Source organism: Streptomyces sp. NPDC060002 (genome assembly GCF_042737245.1).
Taxonomy (GTDB): Bacteria; Actinomycetota; Actinomycetes; order Streptomycetales; family Streptomycetaceae; genus Streptomyces.
This window is the reverse complement of the sequence record NZ_JBHWUW010000017.1, coordinates 117,293-140,511: the sequence shown is the minus strand read 5'-3', so window position 1 is coordinate 140,511 and position 23,219 is coordinate 117,293. Positions and strand designations below refer to the sequence as shown.

Sequence of the window (23,219 nt, the reverse complement as noted above, 5' to 3'; positions counted from 1 at the left end):
GGACGGCGGGCGCGGACGGCGGGTCAGCCCGCTCTGAGCGCCATCGTCATCGCCTCCACCGCCAGCAGCGGAGCCACATTGCGGTCGAGGGCCTGTCTGCACCCGGCGATGGCCTCGATACGGCGGAGGGTCGACTCCGGGCTGCTGCCGCGGGCGAGCCGCTCCAGGGCGTCCTCGGCGTCCACGTTGGCGATCGCGATGCGGGAGCCGAGCTGGAGGGCGAGGACGTCGCGGTAGAAGGCGGTCAGATCGGTGAGCGCAAGGTCGAGGCTGTCGCGCTGCGTGCGCGTCCTGCGGCGCTTCTGCTTGTCCTCCAGATCCTTCATCACGCCCGCCGTACCGCGCGGCATCCGGCCGCCCTGGACCGCGCCCAGCGCCGCCTTCAGCTCCTCGGTCTCCTTGCCGTCCATCTCCTCCGCGAGCTGCTTGGCGTCCTCGCTCGCCGCGTCGACCAGCTCCTGGGCCGCCCTGAGGCAGCCGCCGACGTCGTCGACCCGCAGGGGCAGCTTCAGCACGGACGCGCGGCGCTCACGGGCGGCGGGGTCGGTGGCCAGCCGGCGGGCCCGGCCGACGTGCCCCTGGGTGGCGCGGGCGGCGGCCGCGGCGATGGCCGGCTCGATGCCCTCGCGCCGGACGAGCATGTCGGCGACGGCGTCGACGGAGGGTGTGCGCAGGGTCAGGTGCCGGCAGCGGGAGCGGATGGTGGGCAGCACATCCTCCAGAGAGGGCGCGCAGAGCAGCCAGACCGTCCGTGGGGCGGGCTCCTCGACGGCTTTCAGAACGGCGTTGGCCGACTTCTCGTTCAGCCGCTCGGCGTCCTCGACGAGGATGATCTGCCAACGGCCCGTGGCGGGCGAGGTGTACGACTTACGGACCGTGTCGCGCATGTCCTCGGCGAGGATCTGCGAACCGACGGCGGCGACGGTGTTGACGTCGGCGTGGGTGCCGATGAGCGCCGTATGACAGCCGTCGCAGAACCCGCAGCCCGGAACACCGCCGAGCGCCCGGTCAGGGCTCACGCACTGGAGGGCGGCGGCGAAGGCCCTCGCCACCTGGCCGCGACCGGCGCCGGGCGGGCCCGTGATCAGCCAGGCGTGCGTCATCCTCGACGTCTCGGGCGGCGGAGCGGCGGAGCCGGCCGCGGTGACGAGCGCGTCGGCGTCCCGAGCGGCAGCGGCGAGCTGCTCGCTCACCTTCTCCTGCCCGACGAGGTCGTCCCACACGGTCATGCCTCACGCCGCCCTTTCGTCATGTTTCGCGTTGCGGCTTCCATTGTGCGGGGAGCCACTGACAATCGGGTCACGGGTGAGGTCGACGTCCCGCCGACGAACGGCGGCGGGACGCCCGGCGGCGCCGGACCGCTCAGCGGCGCCGGCCCTGCCCGCGGTCCTCGTCGTTGCCGTCCTCGTCCCGGCGCGGGCCCAGCAGTTCGTCCGCCAGCGTGGGCAGATCGTCCAGCGGGGTCTCCTCGGCCCAGTCCGGCCGGGGTCGCTGCCGGGGCGCGCCCTCCTCGTCGACCTGCGGCAGCTCACGTGTACGGTCGTCGGCCCCGTCCGGCCGCGCCCCGTCCCGCTCGCCCCGCTCGTCGCGGAAGTAGCCCGACGGCACCCGGTCCGAGGGGCTCTGGTCCCGCACGGGAGGCAGCACGGCCGTCTCGTCGGCAGGGTTCGCCTCGCGGACCGGAGGCAGTACGGCCGTCTCGTCCTCGGAGCTCTCGCCGCGCACCGGCCGCAGTACCGCCGTCTCGTCCGCGGCGCCCGGCGGAATCGAGGGCTGCGGCAGCTCGGCCGTCACCTCGGCGTCGGCCCCGCCCGCGGAGCCCGAGGGCTTCCCGGATCCGGACGCGTTCCCGGTCGGCCGGGAGGGCTGCGCGGGCTCCTTGTCCATCCGGATCGGCGGCAGCACCGCCGTCTCGTCCACCGGCCCGCCCGACGCGTTCGTCGGAGTCACCACGGGCGTCGGCACGGTCACGGCCTCCGGCGGGACCGCCGGAGCCGCCGAAGCCGCGGCCGCCGTGGGGCGCGCCGGCTTCGGTCCGACCTGCGCCGCGGCGGCGGCCTGCTCCGCCGCACGCCGGGCCTGCTCGGCCCGCAGCAGCGCCTCCTCGGCCTTGCGCTGCTTCTCCAGACGCCGGGCCTCGGCCTCGGCACGCAGCCGCGCCTCCTCCTCGGCCTGCCGGCGGCGCCGCTCATCCTCCGCCTTGCGGCGGGCCTCCTCCTCGGCGCGGGCCTTCTCCTCCGCGAGGAGCCGGACCCGCTCCTCCTCGGCACGCCTGCGTGCTTCCTCGGCGCGCAGCCGCGCCTCCTCGGCCTGCCGTTCGGCCTCGCGCCGCTGCGCCTCCTCCAGCTCGCGCCGCTTGCGCTCCTCCTCCTCGGCGCGCAGCTTGGCGAGCTGCGCCTGGCGCTCACGCTCCAGGCGCTCCTCCTCGGCCTTGCGCGCGGCCTCTTCCTCGGCCTTGCGGCGGGCCTCCTCCTCGGCCTTCCTGCGCGCCTCCTCCTGGGCCTTGATCTCGGCCTCGGACAGGGGCAGCAGCTGGTCGAGCCGGTGCCGGACGGCGGCCGTGACGGCCTCGGGCTCCTGGGCCGCGTCGACCACCAGGTAGCGGCCCGGGTCGGCGGCGGCCAGCGTGAGGAAGCCGGAGCGCACCCGCGTGTGGAACTCGGCCGGCTCCGACTCCAGCCGGTCCGGTGCCTCCGTGAAGCGCTCGCGGGCGGCCTCCGGCGACACGTCCAGCAGGACCGTCAGATGCGGGACCAAGCCGTTCGTCGCCCAGCGCGAGATCCGCGCGATCTCGGTCGGGGACAGGTCGCGGCCCGCGCCCTGGTAGGCCACGGACGAGTCGATGTACCGGTCGGTGATGACCACCGCGCCGCGCTCCAGGGCGGGCCGGACGACCGTGTCGACGTGCTCCGCGCGGTCCGCCGCGTACAGCAGGGCCTCCGCGCGGTGCGAGAGCCCGGCGCTGGAGACGTCCAGCAGGATCGAACGCAGCCGCTTGCCCACGGGCGTGGCCCCCGGCTCACGGGTGAGGACGACCTCGTGGCCCTTGGCCCTGATCCACTCGGCGAGCGCCTCGGCCTGCGTGGACTTGCCGGCGCCGTCACCGCCCTCCAGGGCGATGAAGAAGCCCGTCCCGACCGATGTCTGCACCGGGTCGTCGCCGCCGAGCAGCGCGTCCCGCAGGTCCTGCCGCAGAGGTACGCCGGAACGGTCGTCGACCCTGGCCAGCACCAGTGCGGCCACCGGCAGCAGCAGCGCGCCGACCAGCATCAGCGTGAACGCCGCCCCGCCGTGCGCGAACACGAACTTGCCGTTCTCCAGCCGGTGCGGTCCGATGAGCGCCGCCACCAGCGGGGCGATCACCACCCCCAGCGCCACCACGACCCGTACGACGGCGTGCAGATGCTCCGTCGTCCGCGCCCGGCGGTTCTCCTCGGTCTCCTGGTCGAGCAGGGCGTGCCCGGTGTTGGCGGCGACGCCCGCGCCGACGCCGGCCAGGACCAGGATCAGCAGCACGCTGGTGACGTCCGGGACCAGCCCGGCGGCCAGCAGCGCCACGCCGGTGAAGGCGATGGCCAGCGCGAGCAGCCTGCGCCGCGACAGCGCCGCCAGCACCTTCGGCGCCGTACGGATGCCTACGACGACCCCGCCGGTCAGCGCGAGCACGAACAGCCCGTACATGACCGGACCGCCGCCCAGGTCCTTGGCGTGCAGCACGGCCACGGCGACGGCGGCGGAGACCGCCCCGGCGACGGCGGCGCAGGCGAGGATCAGCAGCGGGATCGCGCCGGTGCGGCCCGCCTCGACGCCGGCGGCGGTTTTGGGCCGGCGCAGCCCCTCGAGCGGCGACCGCGCGCGCGGGGTGCGCACTGCGGGCAGCTCCAGGAAGGTCACGATGGACAGGGACCCGGCGAAGAGTCCCCCGGCGACATACGAGGCGAGGGCCGCCTGGTGCTGTCCGAACCAGTCGATCCCGGCGCCCAGAAGATTGTTGAACAATGCCGCGACGACCAGCGTGGCCGCGCCCAGCGGGATTGTCACGAAGCTCGTGCGCAGCGACAGGCGGCGCAGGGCGTCCATGTGGTCCGGCAGCGGCCGTACGGTCGCGCCCTCCAGCGGCGGGGCGGGCAGCAGGGCCGGGGACGCGCTCTCGCGGGCGACCGTCCAGAACCGCTCGGCGACCCCGGTCACGAACACCGTGACGAGCAGCAGAGCCGGCGCGTCGTCCGGCGTCCAGTCGATCCACAGCGGCGCGACGATCAGCAGCGCGGCGCGCACACCGTCCGCCCCGACCATGGTCCAACGGCGGTCGAGCGGGCCGTCCGGCGAGGTCAGTGCGGTCAGCGGGCCCAGGAGGACGGCGCCGAAGAGGAGGGTGGCCAGAATGCGCACCGCGAAGACGGTCGCCACCGCGAAGGCCACGCCGCGGTAGCCGCCCCCGAAGGAGCCCTCCACGATGGCCGCCTGGAGGACGAGGAGAACGAACACAAGGAGTGCGAGGGCGTCTCCCACCCCGCTCACCAGCTGTGCGCTCCAGAGCCGTTTGAGCTGCGGCTCGCGCAACAGGGCGCGCACAGCGCGCTCGCGGGAGTCCGCCACCAAGGCGTCGTCCGGTGCCGGGTGGTGGGCCGTTGGCTGCTCGGCTCGCGTCATGCTTTCAGCCTATCGGCCGCGACTGACACCCGGTCGCCCCCGTCCACGCGTACGACCGCCCCGACACCAAAGTGATGCCGGGGCGTTGGTTTAGCCGTCGTGGATCAGTCCTCGGACGAGGCCGGGGAAGCCGTCGCCTTCTTCGCGACCGTCTTCTTCGTCGTCGTCTTCGCTGTCGTCGTCTTCGCCGTCGTCTTCGCGGCGGTCTTCTTGGCGGCCGTCTTCTTCGCCGGGGCCGTCTTCTTCGCCGTCGCCTTCTTCGCGGGCGCCTTCTTGGCCGTCTTCTTGGCCGGCGCCTTGGCGCGCTTCTCGGCGAGCAGCTCGAAGCCGCGCTCCGGAGTGATCTCCTCGACGCTGTCACCGGAGCGCAGGGTCGCGTTGGTCTCCCCGTCGGTGACGTACGGCCCGAAGCGACCGTCCTTGACGACGACCGGCTGTCCGCTGACCGGGTCCGCGCCCAGCTCCTTCAGCGGCGGCTTGGCGGCGGCCCGGCCACGCTGCTTGGGCTGGGAGTAGATCTCCAGCGCCTCTTCGAGGGTGATCGTGAAGAGCTGGTCCTCGGTCTGGAGCGACCGCGAGTCCGTGCCCTTCTTCAGGTAGGGGCCGTAGCGGCCGTTCTGCGCGGTGATCTCCACGCCCTCCGCGTCGGCGCCGACGACCCGCGGCAGCGACATCAGCTTGAGGGCGTCCGCCAGCGTCACCGTGTCCAGCGACATCGACTTGAACAGCGAGGCCGTACGCGGCTTCACGGCGTTCTTGCCGGTCTTCGGGGTGCCCTCGGGGAGCACCTCGGTGACGTACGGGCCGTAGCGGCCGTCCCGGGCGATGATCTGGTGGCCGCTCTCCGGGTCGGCACCGAGCTCGAAGTCGCCGCTCGGCTTGGCGAGCAGCTCCTCCGAGAGTTCGACGGACAGCTCGTCCGGGGCCAGGTCCTCGGGCACGTCCGCCCGCTGGTGGCCCTCGGAGTCCTTCTCGCCGCGCTCGATGTAGGGGCCGTAGCGCCCGACTCGCAGCACGATGTCGTTGCCCACCGGGAACGACGACACCTCGCGCGCGTCGATCGCGCCCAGGTCGGTCACCAGCTCCTTGAGGCCGCCGAGGTGGTCACCGTCGCCGTTGCCGGCCTCGGCCGCACCGCCGTGACCCTGTCCTTCGCCGAAGTAGAACCGCTTCAGCCACGGCACGGCCTGCGCCTCACCGCGGGCGATGCGGTCGAGGTCGTCCTCCATCCTGGCGGTGAAGTCGTAGTCGACCAGTCGGCCGAAGTGCTTCTCCAGGAGGTTGACCACGGCGAAGGACAGGAAGGACGGCACGAGTGCCGTGCCCTTCTTGAAGACGTAGCCGCGGTCGAGGATCGTGCCGATGATCGACGCGTACGTCGACGGGCGGCCGATCTCGCGCTCTTCGAGCTCCTTGACCAGGCTGGCCTCGGTGTAGCGGGCCGGGGGCTTGGTGGCGTGCCCGTCGACCGTGATCTCCTCGGCGGTCAGCGCGTCGCCCTCGCCGACCTGGGGCAGCCGGCGCTCGCGGTCGTCCAGCTCGGCGTTCGGGTCGTCGGCGCCTTCGACGTACGCCTTCAGGAAGCCGTGGAAGGTGATCGTCTTGCCGGAGGCGCTGAACTCGACGTCCCGGCCGTCGGCCGCGTTGCCGCCGATCTTCACCGTGACGCTGTTGCCGACCGCGTCCTTCATCTGGGAGGCGACCGTCCGCTTCCAGATCAGCTCGTAGAGCTTGAACTGGTCGCCGGTCAGGCCGGTCTCGGCAGGCGTGCGGAAACGATCACCCGAAGGGCGAATCGCCTCGTGCGCCTCCTGCGCGTTCTTGACCTTGCCGGCGTACTTGCGCGGCTGGGGCGGCAGGTAGTCGGCGCCGTACAGCTGCGTGACCTGGGCGCGGGCGGCGGTGATGGCCGTCTCGCTCAGCGTCGTGGAGTCCGTACGCATGTACGTGATGTAGCCGTTCTCGTACAGCTTCTGCGCGACCTGCATGGTGGCCTTGGCGCCGAAACCGAGCTTGCGGCTGGCCTCCTGCTGAAGCGTCGTCGTACGGAACGGGGCGTACGGCGAGCGGCGGTAGGGCTTCGACTCGACGGACCGGACGGCGAACCGCGTGTTCTCCAGGGCGACGGCCAGGGCGCGGGCGTTCGCCTCGTCGAGGTGGAGGATGTTCGCGCTCTTGAGTTGTCCCAGGGAGTCGAAGTCGCGGCCCTGCGCGACCCGCCTGCCGTCGACGGTCTGGAGGCGGGCGACCAGCGACGACGGGTCCGACGCATCCCCTGCGCGGCCGGTCGAGAAGGTGCCCGTCAGGTCCCAGTACTCGGCAGAACGAAACGCGATGCGCTCGCGTTCCCGCTCCACGACGAGACGGGTGGCGACGGACTGGACACGGCCGGCCGACAGGCGCGGCATGACCTTCTTCCACAGGACCGGCGATACCTCGTAGCCGTAGAGACGGTCGAGGATGCGGCGGGTCTCCTGGGCGTCGACGAGCTTCTGGTTGAGCTGGCGCGGGTTGGCGACGGCGGCCCTGATCGCGTCCTTGGTGATCTCGTGGAACACCATCCGCTTGACCGGGATCTTCGGCTTGAGGACCTCCTGGAGGTGCCAGGCGATCGCCTCGCCCTCGCGGTCCTCATCGGTGGCGAGGAAGAGCTCGTCGGATTCCTTGAGGAGCTCCTTGAGCTTCTTGACCTGCGCCCGCTTGTCCGCGTTGACCACATAGATCGGCTGGAAGTCGTGTTCGACGTCCACACCGAGGCGGCGAACCTCGCCCGTGTACTGGTCCGGCACCTCCGCGGCGCCGTTGGGAAGGTCACGGATGTGCCCGACGCTGGCCTCGACGATGTAGCCGGGGCCGAGGTACCCCTTGATCGTCTTCGCCTTGGCGGGCGACTCGACGATCACGAGTCGGCGGCCGCCCTTTGCGGTCTCGCTGGTCGGGGACAACTTCGCTCTTCTCTCCGGTCGACGCTGGGGCCTCCCCAGGCCTTGCTGCCGGGGTCGGGTCATGGTGACGCTGCGGAGTGTGACGGTACATCCCGCCCCCGTGTCAAACGGGAAAAGCCCGCAACGGCCACTCGAACGGTAACCCGACTACCGCCATTCCTGCCGCCCGGAGTGCCGACCGGCCCTTTTCCGTACGACCGGAACGCGTCTACCCCTTTACCGGCGCGACCACGGCGCCACCACGTTCACGCGGTTCGAACGGGGGTCCGCCGAAATCCGCGAAGACGGCCACGGCGTCGGCCTCGTAGATGGTCCCGCAGGTGGTCCCGGAGGCGGCTTCAGAGCCGGGTGAAGCACCACACCCCGACGGCCAGCGCGACGACGGAGGCCAGGGTCGCCAGGGTCGCCGATGCGACGGGGCTCACACCTTGGGCCACCGTTTCACGGTGCCGGACCCTGACCGCGGTCCACATCAACAGGGCACCCCCGAACAGGGCGAACACCGTTCCTGTGAAGATCGTCGGCCCGCTCTCCATGATCGTCCCCGCCCCTCTTGCTCGGCCCGCGTCTGCCCCGGCCAGGGGAGGCTGTCACGCGCGGGCGGCGCCCCGGCGAACCCGAGGTGAACGCCGGGGCTACGGGTGGGGGCGGAGGGCTGGGTGAGCCGCCGGCCGGGGTGTCGTCGGGGCCCGGCCCGCAGGCCACCGGGGCATGGCCCCCGGGCCGCCCGCAGTGCGGTGGAGCACACCGAAGCGGGTACGGGCCTTTCCGGCCGACTTCGCCGTTGTCGGCGTTGTCGATCGGCTCACACTGCATACGATCTTGGCGAATCGGCACCGAGCGCGAAGAAGACATGGAGAACGGGGAGAGCAGGGAGAACGGTCCGGAGCGGTCCGGGCAACGAAAGACGTTCCGGCTGATGATCCGGAGGATCCCCCGGGCGATGTCCCGGATGCCGTCCCGGGCGATCTTCCGGATGGTGTCCGATAGCACGCTCCGAGGGGCCGGGTCCGTCCGGACCCGGCCGGGTCACTCCGCCGGTTCGAGGAAACCCTGCTCCACCAGAAGACGGATCTGGGCCGGAGTGCGGTCCCGCAGCAACACCGGATCCTCGCCGACCAGTTGGGCGATGGCGTCGAGAATGCGGCCGGCGCTCAGCGAGCCGTCGCACACGCCCGCGAAGCCCGCGCCGACCGTGTCCACCTTGGTGGCCCGGCGCATGCCGCGGTGCTGGCGCAGCACGACGTGCTCCGGATCCTCGGCGCCGGGCAGCCCGACCTGCTCCTGGACGACCTCCGTGGCCAGCCGGAATCGCCCGGCGAGCAAGGCCGCGTCGTCATGGGCGCGCAGATAGTCCAGCCGTCCGAAGTGCGCCAGGACGGCGTCGCCCAGCGGCTGTTCCACCGGGTGCGGCCACTCCTCCACCGTGATCACGGGCTCGGCGGCCGTCGTCCTGCGCAGCGTGATCCAGCCGAAGCCGACGGCCTTCACCTTGCGTGCCTCGAACTCGTCCAGCCATGTGTCGTAGTGCGCCTGGTACTCGGCCTGGTCACCCCGGTGGTCACCGGCGTCCCTCAGCCAGAGCTCCGCGTACTGCGTGACGTCCTGCACCTCGCGCTGCACGATCCACGCGTCGCACCCGCGCGGCACCCACGACCTGAGCCTGTCCTGCCAGTTCTCCCCCTCCACGTGCTGCCAGTTGGCGAGGAACTGCGCGAACCCGCCCTCGCTCAGCCGTTCCCCCGCCCCTTGAACGAGCGAGCGGCACAGATCGTCCCCGCCCATCCCGCCGTCCCGGTAGGTCAGTCGGGCGCCCGGCGAGATCACGAACGGCGGATTCGACACGATCAGGTCGTACGTCTCGTCGTCGCGGACCGGTTCGAACAGCGAGCCCTCGCGCAGGTCCGCCGCCGGAGCCCCGGACAGCGCGAGCGTGAGCGCGGTGATGTGCAGCGCGCGCGGGTTGAGGTCGGTCGCCGTCACGCGCGTGGCGTGCTGCGCGGCGTGCAGCGCCTGGATGCCGGAGCCGGTGCCGAGGTCGAGAGCGGCGGAGACGGGCGTGCGCACGGTGATACCGGCGAGGGTCGTCGACGCGCCGCCGACGCCGAGGACGACAGCCGTGTCCGCCTGCCGGCCCTCGCTCCCGCTGCCACCCGCGCCACCGACCGCGCACCCGAGGTCGGAGATGATGAACCAGTCCTCGCCGTCCGGCCCGCCGTACGGCCGTACGTCCACGGTCGCGGCGACCTCGTCCTCACCCGTGCGGACCAGCCAGCCGCTCTCCACGCACGCGTGCACGGGCAGGAACTCCTCCACGCGCGCGTGCGGCACGGGCTGCTGGAGCAGGAAGAGGCGGACGAGTGTCTTCAGCGGCGTGTCCCCGCGGGTCGCGCGCAGCGCCGGCACGGTCTCGCTGCGGGCCAGGGCCGCGTAGGCGGGCGCGCCGAGCAGCTCGAGGAGGCCGTCCGCGGTGAAGGAGGCCGCGAGCAGCGCCTCGCGCAGCCGGGCGGCCACGTCGGGGCGGTCGACGGAGGGCAGGGGGAAGAGGGTGGCGTTACTCACGCCCCCCATTGTCTCCCGTCACCACTCGGGGCGCGTTCCCCCGGATCACCCCCGGCCGCGCGGCCTCAGCTGGTCGTCGCGCGCGCCGAGGCGGAGGAGGCCACCTTCTTGCAGTTGGCCTGGTTGGCCATGGCGTTCTTGACGTCGCCCTGCTCGAGGTTCTTCAGCGCGGTGTTGCCGCTCTTGCTGAGCTCGCCGAGGTCGGTGGCGATGTTCTGAAGACCGTCGGCGAACTTCGCCTGGTCCTTCGTGTCCAGCGCGTCGACCTGCTTCTTCAGGCCCGCGTAGGAGGTCGAGAGAGTGGTGAGCGCCGAGACGGCGTCCTTCTGCTTCTTCTCGCCGTCGTCGACACCGGGCGGTGTCCCGGCCTTCTGGACGGCCTGGGCGAGCGCTCCATAGGCGTCGGACATGTCCTGGAAGGCCTGCGAGTCGGTCTTCTGGACGTTCGCCGGAGCGTTGTTGTCCGTGGCGGCCTGCTTGATCGCGGCATTGGCCGCGTCGACCTTCGCGTCCTGGGCAGGCAGCGCGTCGCAGACCTGCTTGGCCCAGGCGTCGAGCTCCTTGTTGCCGTCGTCGTCACTGCTGCATCCGGACAGCGCCAGTACCAGTACCGCACCGCCGGACACCACGGCCGCGAGCTTCTTGTTCACCGGGTTGGTCCCTTCCATGGCTCTCGGCCCCGGAACATACACGGCAACCGGGCAAGAACCCCAGAACGAATGTCTGCTATGTAGGCCATTGCAGCCATTTGCACCAGGAGAGAGAAGGCTCACGGCTCGGACACATACTCAACACAACGGGCGGGCGACGTGACAACGCGCGTCGCCCGCCCGCCCTTTGAGCTGGGCCCCGGTGGGCTGGTCTACGAAATCACCGCCGGGTCGGCGGACTTGGACGAAGAATCGGCGTTGTCTTCGTCACCCACGGCGATCCCGCGCCGCTTGGAGACGTACACCGCGACCACGATGACCCCGAGCGCCAGGGCCGCGATCAGGATCCGCATGCCGATGCTCTTGTCCTCGCCGTAGCTGAACTTGATCACGGCGGGCGCGATGAGCAGCGCCACCAGGTTCATGACCTTCAGCAGCGGGTTGATCGCCGGACCTGCGGTGTCCTTGAAGGGGTCGCCGACCGTGTCCCCGATCACCGTGGCCGCATGGGCCTCGCTGCCCTTGCCGCCGTGGTGGCCGTCCTCGACGAGTTTCTTCGCGTTGTCCCACGCGCCGCCGGAGTTGGCGAGGAAGACGGCCATCAGCGTGCCGGAGCCGATCGCGCCCGCGAGGAACGCGCCGAGTGCTCCGACCCCGAGGGTGAACCCGATGAAGATGGGCGCGAGCACGGCGAGCAGTCCCGGGGTGGCCAGCTCGCGCAGGGCGTCCCGGGTACAGATGTCGACGACCTTGCCGTACTCCGGCTCCTCGCTGTAGTCCATGATCCCGGGGTGCTCGCGGAACTGCCGCCGCACCTCGAACACCACGGAACCCGCCGACCGCGAAACCGCGTTGATCGCCAGCCCCGAGAAGAGGAAGACGACCGCTGCGCCCGCGATGAGACCGACGAGGTTGTTGGGCTGCGAGATGTCCATCATCAGGCTCATCGGCGCGCCCGCCCCGGAGAGCTTCTCCCCGACGTCCTGCGCACCCGTCGTGATCGCGTCCCGGTACGACCCGAAGAGCGCCGACGCCGCCAGGACGGCGGTGGCGATGGCGATGCCCTTGGTGATGGCCTTGGTCGTGTTGCCGACGGCGTCGAGGTTGGTGAGCACCTGCGCGCCCGCGCCCTGGACGTCACCGGACATCTCGGCGATGCCCTGCGCGTTGTCGGAGACCGGCCCGAAGGTGTCCATGGCGACGATCACGCCGACCGTGGTGAGCAGACCGGTGCCGGCCAGCGCCACCGCGAACAGCGCCAGCATGATCGACGTACCGCCGAGCAGGAACGCCCCGTACACGCCCAGGCCGATCAACAAGGCGGTGTAGACGGCCGATTCGAGACCGACGGAGATACCGGCGAGGATGACGGTGGCGGGGCCCGTCAGCGACGACTTGCCGATGTCGCGCACGGGTCGGCGGCTGGTCTCGGTGAAGTAGCCCGTCAGCTGCTGGATGACCGCGGCCAGGAGGATGCCGATCGCCACCGCGACGAGCGCGAGAACGCGCGGATCGCCGTTCTTGCCCTGGATCGCCGCGTCGGTGACGCCGTCGAGGTCGGCGTACTTGCCGGGGAGATAGAGGAAGACGGCCACCGCGACCAGCACGAGCGAGATCGCCGCGGAGATGAAGAAGCCCCGGTTGATCGCGGTCATGCCGCTGCGGTCGGTGCTACGCGGGGCGACCGCGAAGATGCCGACCATGGCCGTGAGCACGCCGATGGCGGGGACGAGCAGCGGGAAGGCGAGCCCGGCGTCGCCGAAGGCCGCCTTGCCGAGGATCAGCGCGGCGACCAGGGTCACGGCGTACGACTCGAACAGGTCGGCCGCCATGCCCGCGCAGTCGCCGACGTTGTCGCCCACGTTGTCGGCGATGGTCGCGGCGTTGCGCGGATCGTCCTCCGGGATGCCCTGTTCGACCTTGCCGACCAGGTCGGCGCCGACGTCGGCGGCCTTGGTGAAGATGCCGCCGCCCACCCTCATGAACATGGCGATGAGGGCCGCGCCGAGTCCGAATCCCTCCAGCACCTTCGGCGCGTCGGCCGCGTACACCAGCACCACGCAGGCGGCGCCGAGCAGACCCAGCCCCACCGTGAACATGCCGACGACGCCGCCCGTGCGAAATGCGATCTTCATTGCCTTGTGCGAGACGGCGGTGAGATCCTTTTCCGGTTCGCCTTCTGCCGGAGTCGCTTCCCGGGCCGCCGCGGCGACACGCACATTGGTGCGCACGGCCAGCCACATGCCGATATAACCGGTGGCCGCGGAGAACACGGCACCGATCAAGAAGAAGATCGATCGTCCGGCACGCTGTTTCCAGTCGTCCGCGGGCAGCAGGAAGAGCAGGAAGAACACGACGACGGCGAATACGCCGAGCGTGCGCAACTGTCGGGACAGATACGCGTTGGCGCCTTCCTGTACCGCCGCCGCGATCTTCTTCATGCTGTCGGTGCCCTCGCCGGCCGCGAGCACCTGGCGAAGCAGCACGCCCGCAACCACGAGCGCGGCCAGCGCCACGACCGCGATGACCACCACGAGCAGGCGGTTGCCGTCGGTCAGCACTGCGGCTGCGAAGGTTGAGGGGTGGTCCAACCGATGAGGGGTAGAAAGCCCCGCCATTCGTCCTCCTTGACGCTTGGGCTGAGCTCAAGATGTGGACGGATTGTAGGTACCGGAACCTGATCAAAACAGAGTGCGGCAAGCGGAATTCGCCTTCGCGCGCAAAACCCGCACGATCTCGCCCGGTAATGCCTTAAAGGCATTGAGGTTCGTGAATTGATTCACGATATTCGCGGCAAGATTCACTTCGCCAAGATTCACTTCACCGAGATTCCAAGATTTATTTCACGGAACCACTGTAAGCGCGGTCGCCGAGGTCCGCACATGCCGAAGGGCCCTACGAGGTAGGGCCCTTCGGGTGAGTGAATCGCGAGGTTCGGGTCAGGACAGCGTCGCGGACGCCGGCGTGGTCGGCCAGGTCATGCGGATCAGTCCACCGTGCTCGCCTGCGGAGACCTCGACGTCGTCGACGAGGCCGCTGATGACCGCCAGGCCCATCTCGTCCTCCTCGGCCTCCACGTCGACGCCTTCGCCCGATCCTGGCGCCCGGTCACCGGGCGCCGAGCGCGGCGCCTCGTCGCCGACCTCGATGGAGAACTGCTTCTCCTCCTCGATCAGCGACACCTTCACCGGCGCGGTGATGCCGCCGGAGAGGTGCAGTCCGACGGCACGGGTGCAGGCCTCGCCGACAGCGAGCCTGACCTCGTCGAGGACGGCCTCGTCCACTCCGGCCCTGCGCGCCACCGCCGCCGCCACCAGTCGGGCGGTCCTGACGTGCTCGGGCAGCGCGCTGAAGCGGAGTTCAACGGTGGCCATGCGTCCCCCTCGGAACTACGGGCGTGCTGTCGGGGGGCCGGGCCACCAAGCCCGGACCCCCTCTTTGTTCGACCAGCCGTGCCGGGCCACGCGGGCCCGGGACGGGGTGGTCAGTCGGTGGCAGCGACCGCTTCGTCGACCGAGGTGTGAATCGGGAACACCTTGGTCAGACCGGTAATGCGGAAGATCTTCAAAATACGCTCCTGGTTGCAGACCAGACGGAGCGAGCCCTCATGGGCACGCACCCGCTTCAGTCCGCCGACCAGCACGCCGAGCCCGGTGGAGTCGAGGAAGTCCACGCCCTCCATGTCGACGACGAGGTGGAAATTCCCGTCGTTCACCAGCTCGACCAGCTGCTCGCGCAACTTGGGCGCGGTATATACGTCGATTTCGCCACCGACCTCGACGACCGTACGATCGCCGACGGTACGGGTCGACAGAGACAGGTCCACGGATCCTCCAGCACCTTGCTATCGAGCGGTCGCCCCTCGGAACACCTGGGCAGGAGTCCCCGGGACGGTACGCCAGCCGCCATGGCATTCAATCACTTACCGGCAGGCGTGCACGACGCCTTGGCCCCATTGTCCGTCACGCCGGTGACACACTCGGTGCCGATGGCCAAGAATCACCGATCCGATCGACCCTCGCCCGAGGCCGTGCCCCGCCTGTCTCCGGGCGAGGTTCTGGCCCGGCTCGCCCCGGGACCTGGCCGGGCATCGCGCATCACTCATACGGAGCACTTGCCCCCGCGTGAGGGCCGCCATGCCGTCTGGCCGGACCGGATTCGCCCCGAGGTCATCGCGGCCGTGCAGGCCTGCGGCATCGAACACCCCTGGGCCCACCAGGCCCGGGCCGCCGAGCACGCCCTGGACGGCGAGTCGGTGGTCGTCGCCACGGGCACCGCGTCCGGCAAGTCCCTGGCCTACCTCGTACCGGTCCTCTCGGCCCTCCTGGACGGCTCCGAGGCCCCGAACGGCCGCGGGGCCACCACCCTCTACCTGGCCCCCACCAAGGCTCTGGCGGCGGACCAGTGCCGCTCAGTGAAGGAACTTTCACAATCTCTCGGCAACGCCGTCCGGCCGGCCGTGTACGACGGCGACACCCCGTTCGAGGAACGCGAGTGGATCCGCCAGTACGCCAACCACGTCCTCACCAACCCGGACATGCTGCACCGGGGCATCCTCCCGTCCCACCCCCGCTGGTCCTCCTTCCTGAAGTCCCTGAAGTACGTCGTCATCGACGAGTGCCACACCTACCGCGGCGTGTTCGGCTCCCACGTCGCCCATGTACTGCGCCGCCTGCGCCGCCTGTGCGCCCGCTACGGCGCCTCCCCGGTCTTCCTGCTCGCCTCCGCGACGGCCGCCGAACCCGCGGTCGCCGCCGGGCGCCTCACCGGCCTGCCGGTCGTCGAGGTCGCCGACGACGCCTCGCCCCGCGGTGAACTGGTGTTCGCCCTGTGGGAGCCCCCGCTCACCGAGATGGTGGGCGAGAAGGGCGCACCCGTCCGGCGTACCGCCATCGCCGAGACCGCCGACCTCCTGACCGACCTCGCCGTCCAGGGCGTGCGCACCGTCGCCTTCGTCCGCTCCCGGCGGGGCGCCGAGCTGATCGCGGTGATCGCCCAGGAACGCCTCGCCGAGGTCGACCGCTCACTCGCCCGGCGTGTCGCGGCCTACCGCGGCGGTTACCTCCCCGAGGAACGACGCGCCCTGGAGCAGGCCCTGCACTCGGGCGAGCTCCTCGGTCTCGCCGCGACCACCGCCCTGGAGCTCGGCATCGACGTCTCCGGACTCGACGCCGTCCTGATCGCCGGCTACCCGGGCACACGCGCTTCCCTGTGGCAGCAGGCCGGCCGGGCGGGCCGGTCCGGGCAGGGCGCGCTGGCGGTGCTCATCGCCCGGGACGATCCGCTGGACACCTTCCTGGTCCATCACCCGGAGGCACTGTTCGACCGCCCGGTGGAGTCGACCGTCCTCGACCCCGACAACCCCTACGTCCTGGCCCCGCACCTGTGCGCGGCGGCCGCGGAACTCCCGCTGACCGACGAGGATCTGGCCCTGTTCGGCCCCGAGACCGAGGGCCTGCTGCCGCAACTGGAGGCCGCGAAGCTGCTGCGGCGCCGGACCAAGGCCTGGCACTGGACCCGCCGGGAACGCGCCGCCGACCTCACGGACATCCGCGGCGAGGGCGGCCGGCCCGTCCAGGTCGTCGAGGCCGGCACCGGCCGACTGCTCGGCACGGTCGACGCGGGCTCCTCCCACACCACCGTCCACGAGGGCGCTGTCCACCTCCATCAGGGCCGCACGTATCTCGTGCGTTCCCTGGACCTGGAGGATTCCGTCGCCCTGGTCGAGGAGGCCAGCCCCCCGTATTCGACGGTGGCCCGTGACACGACGTCGATCTCCGTCCTGGAGACGGACGTCGAAATTCCCTGGGGTCAGGGCCGGTTGTGCTACGGATCCGTCGAAGTGACCAACCAGGTCGTCTCCTTCCTGCGCCGACGTGTCATCACCGGTGAAGTCCTGGGTGAGTCGAAGCTCGACCTCCCTCCTCGTACGCTGCGCACGCGTGCCGTGTGGTGGACGGTGACCGAGGACCAACTGGACGCGGCCCGGATCAACCCCGAGATCCTCGGCGGTGCCCTGCACGCCGCCGAACACGCCTCGATCGGCATGCTGCCCCTCTTCGCGACCTGCGACCGCTGGGACATCGGCGGCGTCTCGGTCCCCCTCCATCCGGACACTCTGCTGCCGACGGTCTTCGTCTACGACGGCCATCCCGGCGGCGCCGGCTTCGCGGAGCGGGCCTTCCACACGGCACGCTCCTGGCTGACGGCCACCCGCCAGGCCATCGCCTCCTGCGAGTGCGACGCGGGCTGCCCGTCCTGCATCCAGTCCCCCAAGTGCGGCAACGGCAACGACCCACTGCACAAGAGGGGAGCCGTACGGCTGCTCACGGAACTGCTGCGGGAGGCTCCCGAGGAGAAGGCTCAGGAGGGGGAGCCTCCGGCAGAGCGGGAGAAGACGCCGGAGGAAGGGCCGGAGGAAGGGCCGAGGGAAGGGCCGAGGGAAGGGCGGGAGAAGGCGCCGGATGCCGCAACGGGCCCTGCTGCGGGGGCCGTTGCGGGGCCGGCGCCGCATCCGCAGGGCCCGCCCGCGCCCTGACCTCGGCCGCGAACAGCCCCCGTCCCGACGCCGCCGTCACGTCCGAGATCTCGCCGACGACCACGCACCGCACCAGTCGCGCGCCCTGCGCCCGGGCCACCCGGTCCGCCCGGTCGCAGGCCTGCGCGACGCCGTCCGTCCAGTGGTCGGCGGCCGCGAGCGCCGCGAGGTCGGCGCCGCCCGCGGCGCGGTGCCGGGCCGCCACGGCCTGCCCGAGAGCCAGCACGAACCCGAACACCACGCACAGCACGGCGATCGCACCCACACTCCAGACGGTGGCGGAACCACGGTCCGCGTCCCTGTGACGCCCTCCGAGGACCCGGACCCACCTGCCCCCGCCTCCACGCCCCGCGACCCCACTTCCACGCCCCGCGCCGCTCACGGCGCGTCTCCCACCGACCGTCGGGCGCCTTTTGACGTACCCCGGGGGTCACCTGGTCCGCCGGCGTCTGCTTCCGCGCCTCGGAGGTCATCCGGCGCGCGGGCGTCCCCCGGAGCGCCCCTGGGGTCGCCTGGCGCGTCTCGGGGGCCACCTGACGCTCCCGCATCACCCGGCGCGTCCCGCGCCCTCTCAGCCGCCCCCACGGCCTCCTCCGCCGCCCCCACGGCTCCCGCCGCCGTCCCCACAGCCCCCTCGGTCATCCCCACTGTCTCCTCCGCTGCCGCCACGGCCTCCTCCCGCACCTCGAAGGGCAGGCCGCGCAGCGCCGGTGGCTTGGCCACGACCACGACGCGGACCTGATCGCCCTCCCTGCTGATCGCCACCTCCGCCCCGCGCGGCGCCGTCGCGCGGGTCACCTCGAGCACCGCGTCGGCCGGATCCTGCCGGGCCGCTGCCCTGGCGCCGGTCCTGGCCGCGTCCACACACTGGATCTGGGCCGCCATGACCAGCAGCCCCCACACCAGCGCCGTCGCGAACACCACCAGCACCGGCAGCACCACGGCCGACTCCGCCGTCACGAACCCCCGGTCCCCGGCGCACACCAACCGGCACGCGCGCCGAGGCTCTCGTCCGCGCTCACGCCCCCGCACCGAGCGCCCGCTTCACGATGGCCTGCAGCTGAGCCGCCACCACGTCGCTCGTCACCACCTGGTAGAGGAGCACCGCGAAGCCCACGGCCGCCACGATCCCCATCGCGTACTCGGACGTCACCATCCCCGCGTCACCGCGCGCCGCACGCATCCTGCACACCAGGGCGCTCAGCCGCGCCCGTACCGCCTTGTACATCTCAACCCCCATGAGGTTCCGTTGCCTTGATCTCTGATGTGGTTCGGCTACTTCGCTTTCGACCATTCGCCGCTCGGCCGCCCGTTGGCCGACGGCCGGCTCTTCAGCCACCGGCGCCGCCGCTCCTCGGCGTTCATGTCGTTCACGCCGTCATCGATCACCCCCTCCCAGCACCCCGCCCGCGAGCCCGATGACGATGGGCAGCACACCGACCGCCATGAAGGCGGGCAGGAAGCAGAGACCCACCGGCACGGTGACCATGACGGCCGCCCGCCGCGCCCGGGTCGTCGCGGCGCGTGCCCAGTCGGCGCGGGTGTCGGCGGCGAGCCGGGCGACCGGTCCGGCCGCGGGCAGCCCCGAGACGTCGGCCCGCTCCAGCAAGCGGGCCAGGGCAGCGGCACCCGGAGCCGAGGCCAGCCTCCGCCATGCGGTTGCCGGTTCACCGCCCATCCGCACCTCGGCAGCGCCACGCGCCAGCCCTTCCCCCACGGGGCCGCCGAGGGCCTCGCCCACGGCCTGCGCCGCGACCACCGGCCCGGCGCCGGCCGCGATGCACGCGGCCAGCAGATCGGCGGCGAGCGGGAGTTGGCGTGCGGCGAGCTGGGCATCGGCCTCGCTCACCACATCCGCGGCCTGTTGCCGACGGCGCCACCGCCCCAGCCCCACCGCGCCGATCAGCCCCAGCGCAAGACCGGCGACACCACCGACCACCGCCCATCCGGCGCCGACCACCAATGCCTCGGGAAGCCACCGCCGTACGGCTTCCCGCAGCCCGGCTCCCCGGACGGTCGCCGCCCTCCCCGACGCGAGCAGTTCGGCCAGGCGCCGCCGTGCCCTGCGTTCGCGTCGCTCGGTCTCCCACCACCGCGTCAGCCACCAGAGGGCCACCACGATCCCCACGGCCGCCCCCAGCCTGTGGACAACTTCCACGCTCATGCCTCCTCCGTCCACGTCACCCACCTCGCTCTCGCCACCTCACTTCGCCTCCGCGTGGCGGACGATCCGCAGTGCCCACCACATCCCCACGCCCTCCAGCACACCGCCGACGAGCAGGCAGCCCAGCCCCGCTCCGGTGTGCAGCAGGACGTGCAGCGGGTCCGCTCCGAGCGCGGCGCCCAGCAGAAGGCCCAGGACCGGCAGGCCGGCGAGCATCACCACCGTGGCGCGCGGCCCGGCCAACTGGGCCCGCAGGTCCGCTCGTTGTTCGCGTTCCGCGCGCAACGCCGCTTCCAGGCGGTCGAGGCCGGCAGCGAGACCGGCGCCCTGGTCCACGGCCACTCGCCAGCAAGCGGCGAGACCCAGCAGTCCGTCGGCCCCCGGCTGCCGTGCGGCGACCGCGAGAGCCGTGGGCACGTCCCCGCCGAACCGCGCCGCAGCCAACACCGCGGGCTGCGCCGCGCCGAGCCCTCCGGAGTCCTGCGCGGCCCGTCGCAGCGCCTCCCCCGGCTGTCGGCCGGCGAGCACCTCCCCGGCCAGCGCCGCGCACAGCGCGATCACCGCGTCTCCTCGGCGCTCCCCCGCCCGCCGGGTCTCGGCGGCCCGCCGCGCCCGGCGCAGCAGGGGCACCCCGGCCGCTCCCGCGACGACCGGCAGCACCGAACCGCCCAGCAGCGCCAGGGCCAGTCCGGCGACCGGTGCCCACCATTCGGGTCGCCAGCGTCCCCGGAGCCTGCGCAGCTCGCCGGTGAGCCGCCGCCACAAAGGCGGCCCGCTGCCGACCACGCCTCCTCCGGCCAGGAGCAGTTGCGCACGTCTGGCCCCCGAGTACGGTCCGCCCAACAACCAGGCCACCGCTCCGGCACAGGCCACGGCCGCAGCCATCGGCACCTCACTCATCCCGCCCGTCCCTCCCGTCGCTCTCCTCGCCCCGCAGCAGCTCCCGCAGGCGCTCCCATCCCCGCTCGTAGGCGAAGGCGTCCGCCCGCCACCGCAGTGCCGGGACCGTCCGCACCAGCCCGGACGGGTCCCGCTCCAGCACGTGCACCTCGGCGATCCGTCGCCGCCCGGCCGGGTCGCGCACGAGGTGCAGGACCACCGACAGAGCCGCCGCCAACTGGCTGTGCAGAGCGGCCCGGTCGAGCCCGGCCGCCGTGCCGAGCGCCTCGAGCCGGGCGGGGACGTCCGCGGCGGCGTTGGCGTGAACGGTCCCGCAGCCGCCCTCGTGACCCGTGTTGAGCGCGGCCAGCAGATGGACGACCTCCGGCCCGCGCACCTCGCCCACGACCATCCGGTCGGGCCGCATCCGCAGGGCCTGCCGCACCAGGTCCTCGAGCGTGACGAGCCCCGCTCCCTCCTGGTTGGCGGGTCTGGTCTCCAGGCGGACGACGTGCGGGTGATCCGGTCGCAGCTCCGCGGAGTCCTCTGCGAGCACGATCCGCTCCCCCGGCCCGACCAGGCCGAGCAGCGCGCTCAGCAGGGTCGTCTTGCCGCTGCCGGTGCCACCGCTGACCAGGAAGGACAGCCGCGCCCGCAGCAGGGCCCGCAGCACCCTGTCCCCGCCCGGTGGCACCGTGCCCGCGGCCACCAGTTCGCCGAGCGTGAAGGCCCGGGGCCGTACGACGCGCAGCGACAGACAGGTGCAGCCGACGGCGACCGGGGGCAGCACCGCGTGCAGTCGCGTCCCGTCGGGCAGCCGGGCGTCGGTCCAGGGCCGGGCGTCGTCCAGGCGCCGTCCGGCCACGGCGGCCAGACGCTGAGCGAGGCGTCGTACGGCCGCCGCGTCCGGGAAGGAGACGCCGGTCAGTTCCAGACCGCCGCCCCGGTCGACCCAGACCCGGTCCGGGGCGGACACCAGTACGTCGGTCACCCTGGGGTCGGTGAGCAGTGGCTCCAGAGGCCCGCTGCCGATCAGCTCGGACCGCAGTTGCTCGGCCGCGCCGAGGACCTCCGCGTCCCCGAGGACCCGCCCCTGTTCGCGCAGTGCCTGCGCCACGCGCGCGGGTGTCGGTTCGGAGCCGCTGTCGGCGAGCCACTGCCGTACGCCGTCGAGCAGCGTCCCGGTACCTCTCACCTGTTCGAGCCCGGGCGGCGTGCTCATGAGCCACCCGCCTCGGTGAGCGCGCGCTCCCAGAACTCCTTGCAGAAGCGGGCGAGCGGCCCGCGCGCGGTCGCGCCGGGCGGCGCCTTGCCGCCGTCCGGGCGCAACAGCCCCGACTCGACGGGCACTTCGCCGGCCAGCGGCAGGCCGAGCAGTCGGGCCACTTCGCTGTCGCCGAGTCCGGGCGCGTAGGGGCCGCGCACCGCCACCCGCAGGTCGCGCAGGACCATGCCGACGGCGGAGGCCACGCGTTTGCCCGCCGCGACGGCGCGCAGTTCGGCGGGGACCACGAGGAGTCCGAGGTCGAGCTGGGCGAGGATCTCGGCGACGCCGTCGTCGATGCGGCGCGGGAGGTCGACGACGACGGTGCCGCCCCGGCGCCGGGCGGCAGCCAGCACCGCGCGTACGGCCTGGGGCGCGATGGCTACGCAGTCGCCCCGGTCCCAGCTGAGCACCCGCAGTGAGTGCAGCCTGGGCAGCGACTCCTCCAGGGCGCTGCCGCCGACCCTCCCGCGCGAGGCGGCGAACGCGGGCCAGCGCAGGCCTTCCGTGCTCTCGCCGCCGAGGAGGACGTCTAGTCCGCCGCCCAGGGGATCGGCGTCGACCAGAAGGGTGCGCAGCCCTTCTCGGGCGGAGGTGACGGCGAGGGCGCACGCGAGCGTGGACGCTCCGGCACCGCCGCGACCGCCGATGACGCCGACGGTGAGGGCGGGCCGCCCGACGCCCTCGGCGACGTCGGCGATGCGGTCGACCAGCCACTGTTCGCCGTCGGGCAGCATCAGGACGTGGTCGGCGCCGATCTCCACGGCGCGCTGCCACACCCCGGAGTCGTCCTGGTCGCGGCCGACGAGGACCACTCCGCGCCTGCGGGCGGCCCCGCGGACACGGCGCGCCGCGTCGTCGCCGACCAGGACGAGCGGCGCGGACTCCCAGCTGCCCCGGCGTTCCGGCACCGAGTGGTGGACCTCCGGTGTGGCGCCGGCGGCGGCGCACAGGCGCAGCAGATCGTCGAGTAGTTCCATGTCCTCCGTGACGATCAGCGGCTTGCCCGGTCCGCCTCCGGCGGTGGGCGGCGGGTCGTGTGTGACGGCTCCGGTCACGTTTTCCATCCCCCTTCACTGCGGGGCGCACAGTCGCTGCGATCCCGCGATTCCCGAACGTGTGAAGAACCGGCAGCCGGTCTCCATATGAACGGCCGACAGAATCCGGCCGAACGCCCCCGCCAAACGGAACCGGCCATGTGAAGCCGGCCCTGGGCGGACGCGTCGGAATCACGGTGCAGCGAAGCGGGAAAGCGTGTGGATCTTGGTGAAAAACTGTGGACGAGCGGGTGGTTGTGAATATCGCCGTCACCCATACCGGTGAGCCCCGCACCGTCTGCTGTGCGACTTCCGCAGAGGAGTCTGGCGACTACGCACAGTGACAGCTCCTGGGCAGGCAAAAGAGGCGACCGCGGCCGCCTCGGTGCGGCACAGCGGCCGCGTACAGAACTGGAAAACCCACCCGGACATGCGACGACCCCCGCCGGGGGGGAGAGCGGGGGTCGCCTTCACGGCCGACTCGGGGGGGGAGGAGTCGGACCGCGTTAGCACGGTCGCGAACGATC

15 protein-coding genes and 2 pseudogenes are annotated in these 23,219 nt (G+C 72.2%); 1 reads left to right on the top strand and 16 read right to left on the bottom strand.

Annotated features, from left to right (window positions below; translation table 11 throughout):
• Positions 1–23: 23 nt before the first annotated feature.
• The 9 genes from ACFWBD_RS17885 to bldG all read right to left on the bottom strand — a co-directional run bounded on the left by ACFWBD_RS17885 (position 24) and on the right by bldG (position 14,636).
• Entirely contained in the window at positions 24–1,229 is a 1,206-nt protein-coding gene (locus ACFWBD_RS17885; RefSeq protein WP_385667524.1) for a DNA polymerase III subunit delta', read from the bottom strand.
• A gap of 133 nt (positions 1,230–1,362) precedes the next feature.
• Entirely contained in the window at positions 1,363–4,653 is a 3,291-nt protein-coding gene (gene tmk / locus ACFWBD_RS17880; RefSeq protein WP_385667523.1) for a dTMP kinase, read from the bottom strand.
• A 104-nt stretch (positions 4,654–4,757) separates the two neighbouring features.
• A complete protein-coding gene (gene topA / locus ACFWBD_RS17875; protein ID WP_385667522.1) occupies positions 4,758–7,598 on the bottom strand; it encodes a type I DNA topoisomerase in 2,841 nt (946 codons plus the stop codon).
• A 338-nt stretch (positions 7,599–7,936) separates the two neighbouring features.
• On the bottom strand, positions 7,937–8,134 hold the full coding sequence (locus ACFWBD_RS17870) for a hypothetical protein (RefSeq protein ID WP_385667521.1): 198 nt from the start codon (positions 8,132–8,134) through the stop codon (positions 7,937–7,939).
• 493 nt (positions 8,135–8,627) lie between these two features.
• A complete protein-coding gene (locus ACFWBD_RS17865; protein WP_385667520.1) occupies positions 8,628–10,169 on the bottom strand; it encodes a methyltransferase in 1,542 nt (513 codons plus the stop codon).
• Between the two features lie 56 nt (positions 10,170–10,225).
• Positions 10,226–10,828, bottom strand: coding sequence for a small secreted protein (locus tag ACFWBD_RS17860; RefSeq protein ID WP_385667519.1), 603 nt, complete (start codon positions 10,826–10,828; stop codon positions 10,226–10,228).
• Positions 10,829–11,022: 194 nt separating this feature from the next.
• Positions 11,023–13,428 carry a sodium-translocating pyrophosphatase gene (locus ACFWBD_RS17855; RefSeq protein WP_385667518.1) on the bottom strand — a complete coding sequence of 802 codons (2,406 nt, stop codon included), beginning with the start codon at positions 13,426–13,428 and terminating at the stop codon, positions 11,023–11,025.
• A 321-nt stretch (positions 13,429–13,749) separates the two neighbouring features.
• Positions 13,750–14,184, bottom strand: coding sequence for an ATP-binding protein (locus tag ACFWBD_RS17850; protein ID WP_385667517.1), 435 nt, complete (start codon positions 14,182–14,184; stop codon positions 13,750–13,752).
• Between the two features lie 110 nt (positions 14,185–14,294).
• Positions 14,295–14,636: an anti-sigma factor antagonist BldG gene (bldG, locus tag ACFWBD_RS17845; RefSeq protein WP_009189842.1), complete on the bottom strand. Its 342-nt coding sequence runs from the start codon at positions 14,634–14,636 to the stop codon at positions 14,295–14,297.
• Positions 14,637–14,717: 81 nt separating this feature from the next.
• Here bldG and ACFWBD_RS17840 point away from each other — a divergent pair, with 81 nt between their 5' ends.
• The gene (locus tag ACFWBD_RS17840) at positions 14,718–17,348 is read left to right on the top strand and encodes a DEAD/DEAH box helicase (RefSeq protein ID WP_385667516.1); all 2,631 of its coding nucleotides are present in this window, start codon (positions 14,718–14,720) and stop codon (positions 17,346–17,348) included.
• Between the two features lie 40 nt (positions 17,349–17,388).
• Here ACFWBD_RS17840 and ACFWBD_RS17835 read toward each other — a convergent pair.
• The 7 genes and pseudogenes from ACFWBD_RS17835 to ssd all read right to left on the bottom strand — a co-directional run.
• Positions 17,389–17,586: pseudogene (locus ACFWBD_RS17835) on the bottom strand (Rv3654c family TadE-like protein); the annotation flags it as partial.
• Between the two features lie 395 nt (positions 17,587–17,981).
• A pseudogene (locus ACFWBD_RS17830) lies at positions 17,982–18,380 on the bottom strand (TadE family type IV pilus minor pilin); the annotation flags it as partial.
• Positions 18,367–18,576: a DUF4244 domain-containing protein gene (locus ACFWBD_RS17825; protein WP_385667536.1), complete on the bottom strand. Its 210-nt coding sequence runs from the start codon at positions 18,574–18,576 to the stop codon at positions 18,367–18,369. The gene ACFWBD_RS17825 and the pseudogene ACFWBD_RS17830, both read right to left, overlap by 14 nt.
• 150 nt (positions 18,577–18,726) lie before the next feature.
• Positions 18,727–19,512: a type II secretion system F family protein gene (locus ACFWBD_RS17820; RefSeq protein ID WP_385667515.1), complete on the bottom strand. Its 786-nt coding sequence runs from the start codon at positions 19,510–19,512 to the stop codon at positions 18,727–18,729.
• A 39-nt stretch (positions 19,513–19,551) separates the two neighbouring features.
• Entirely contained in the window at positions 19,552–20,412 is an 861-nt protein-coding gene (locus ACFWBD_RS17815; protein WP_385667514.1) for a type II secretion system F family protein, read from the bottom strand.
• The gene (locus ACFWBD_RS17810) at positions 20,405–21,613 is read right to left on the bottom strand and encodes a TadA family conjugal transfer-associated ATPase (RefSeq protein ID WP_385667513.1); all 1,209 of its coding nucleotides are present in this window, start codon (positions 21,611–21,613) and stop codon (positions 20,405–20,407) included. Before ACFWBD_RS17810 ends, ACFWBD_RS17815 begins: the two co-directional genes overlap by 8 nt.
• Positions 21,610–22,722 (bottom strand): septum site-determining protein Ssd, encoded by a 1,113-nt coding sequence (gene ssd, locus ACFWBD_RS17805; protein WP_385667512.1) that lies wholly within the window; start codon positions 22,720–22,722, stop codon positions 21,610–21,612. Before ssd ends, ACFWBD_RS17810 begins: the two co-directional genes overlap by 4 nt.
• Positions 22,723–23,219: the final 497 nt, after the last annotated feature.

What these genes read in the sequence shown, in the direction of transcription:
- ACFWBD_RS17885 (WP_385667524.1), bottom strand. Translation starts at nt 1,229, where the DNA reads ATGACCGTGTGGGACGACCTCGTCGGGCAGGAGAAGGTGAGCGAGCAG.
- tmk (WP_385667523.1), bottom strand. Translation starts at nt 4,653, where the DNA reads ATGACGCGAGCCGAGCAGCCAACGGCCCACCACCCGGCACCGGACGAC.
- ACFWBD_RS17870 (WP_385667521.1), bottom strand. Translation starts at nt 8,134, where the DNA reads ATGGAGAGCGGGCCGACGATCTTCACAGGAACGGTGTTCGCCCTGTTC.
- ACFWBD_RS17865 (WP_385667520.1), bottom strand. Translation starts at nt 10,169, where the DNA reads ATGGGGGGCGTGAGTAACGCCACCCTCTTCCCCCTGCCCTCCGTCGAC.
- ACFWBD_RS17860 (WP_385667519.1), bottom strand. Translation starts at nt 10,828, where the DNA reads ATGGAAGGGACCAACCCGGTGAACAAGAAGCTCGCGGCCGTGGTGTCC.
- ACFWBD_RS17855 (WP_385667518.1), bottom strand. Translation starts at nt 13,428, where the DNA reads ATGGCGGGGCTTTCTACCCCTCATCGGTTGGACCACCCCTCAACCTTC.
- ACFWBD_RS17850 (WP_385667517.1), bottom strand. Translation starts at nt 14,184, where the DNA reads ATGGCCACCGTTGAACTCCGCTTCAGCGCGCTGCCCGAGCACGTCAGG.
- ACFWBD_RS17840 (WP_385667516.1), top strand. Translation starts at nt 14,718, where the DNA reads ATGGCATTCAATCACTTACCGGCAGGCGTGCACGACGCCTTGGCCCCA.
- ACFWBD_RS17825 (WP_385667536.1), bottom strand. Translation starts at nt 18,576, where the DNA reads ATGTACAAGGCGGTACGGGCGCGGCTGAGCGCCCTGGTGTGCAGGATG.
- ACFWBD_RS17820 (WP_385667515.1), bottom strand. Translation starts at nt 19,512, where the DNA reads ATGAGCGTGGAAGTTGTCCACAGGCTGGGGGCGGCCGTGGGGATCGTG.
- ACFWBD_RS17815 (WP_385667514.1), bottom strand. Translation starts at nt 20,412, where the DNA reads ATGAGTGAGGTGCCGATGGCTGCGGCCGTGGCCTGTGCCGGAGCGGTG.
- ACFWBD_RS17810 (WP_385667513.1), bottom strand. Translation starts at nt 21,613, where the DNA reads ATGAGCACGCCGCCCGGGCTCGAACAGGTGAGAGGTACCGGGACGCTG.
- ssd (WP_385667512.1), bottom strand. Translation starts at nt 22,722, where the DNA reads ATGGAAAACGTGACCGGAGCCGTCACACACGACCCGCCGCCCACCGCC.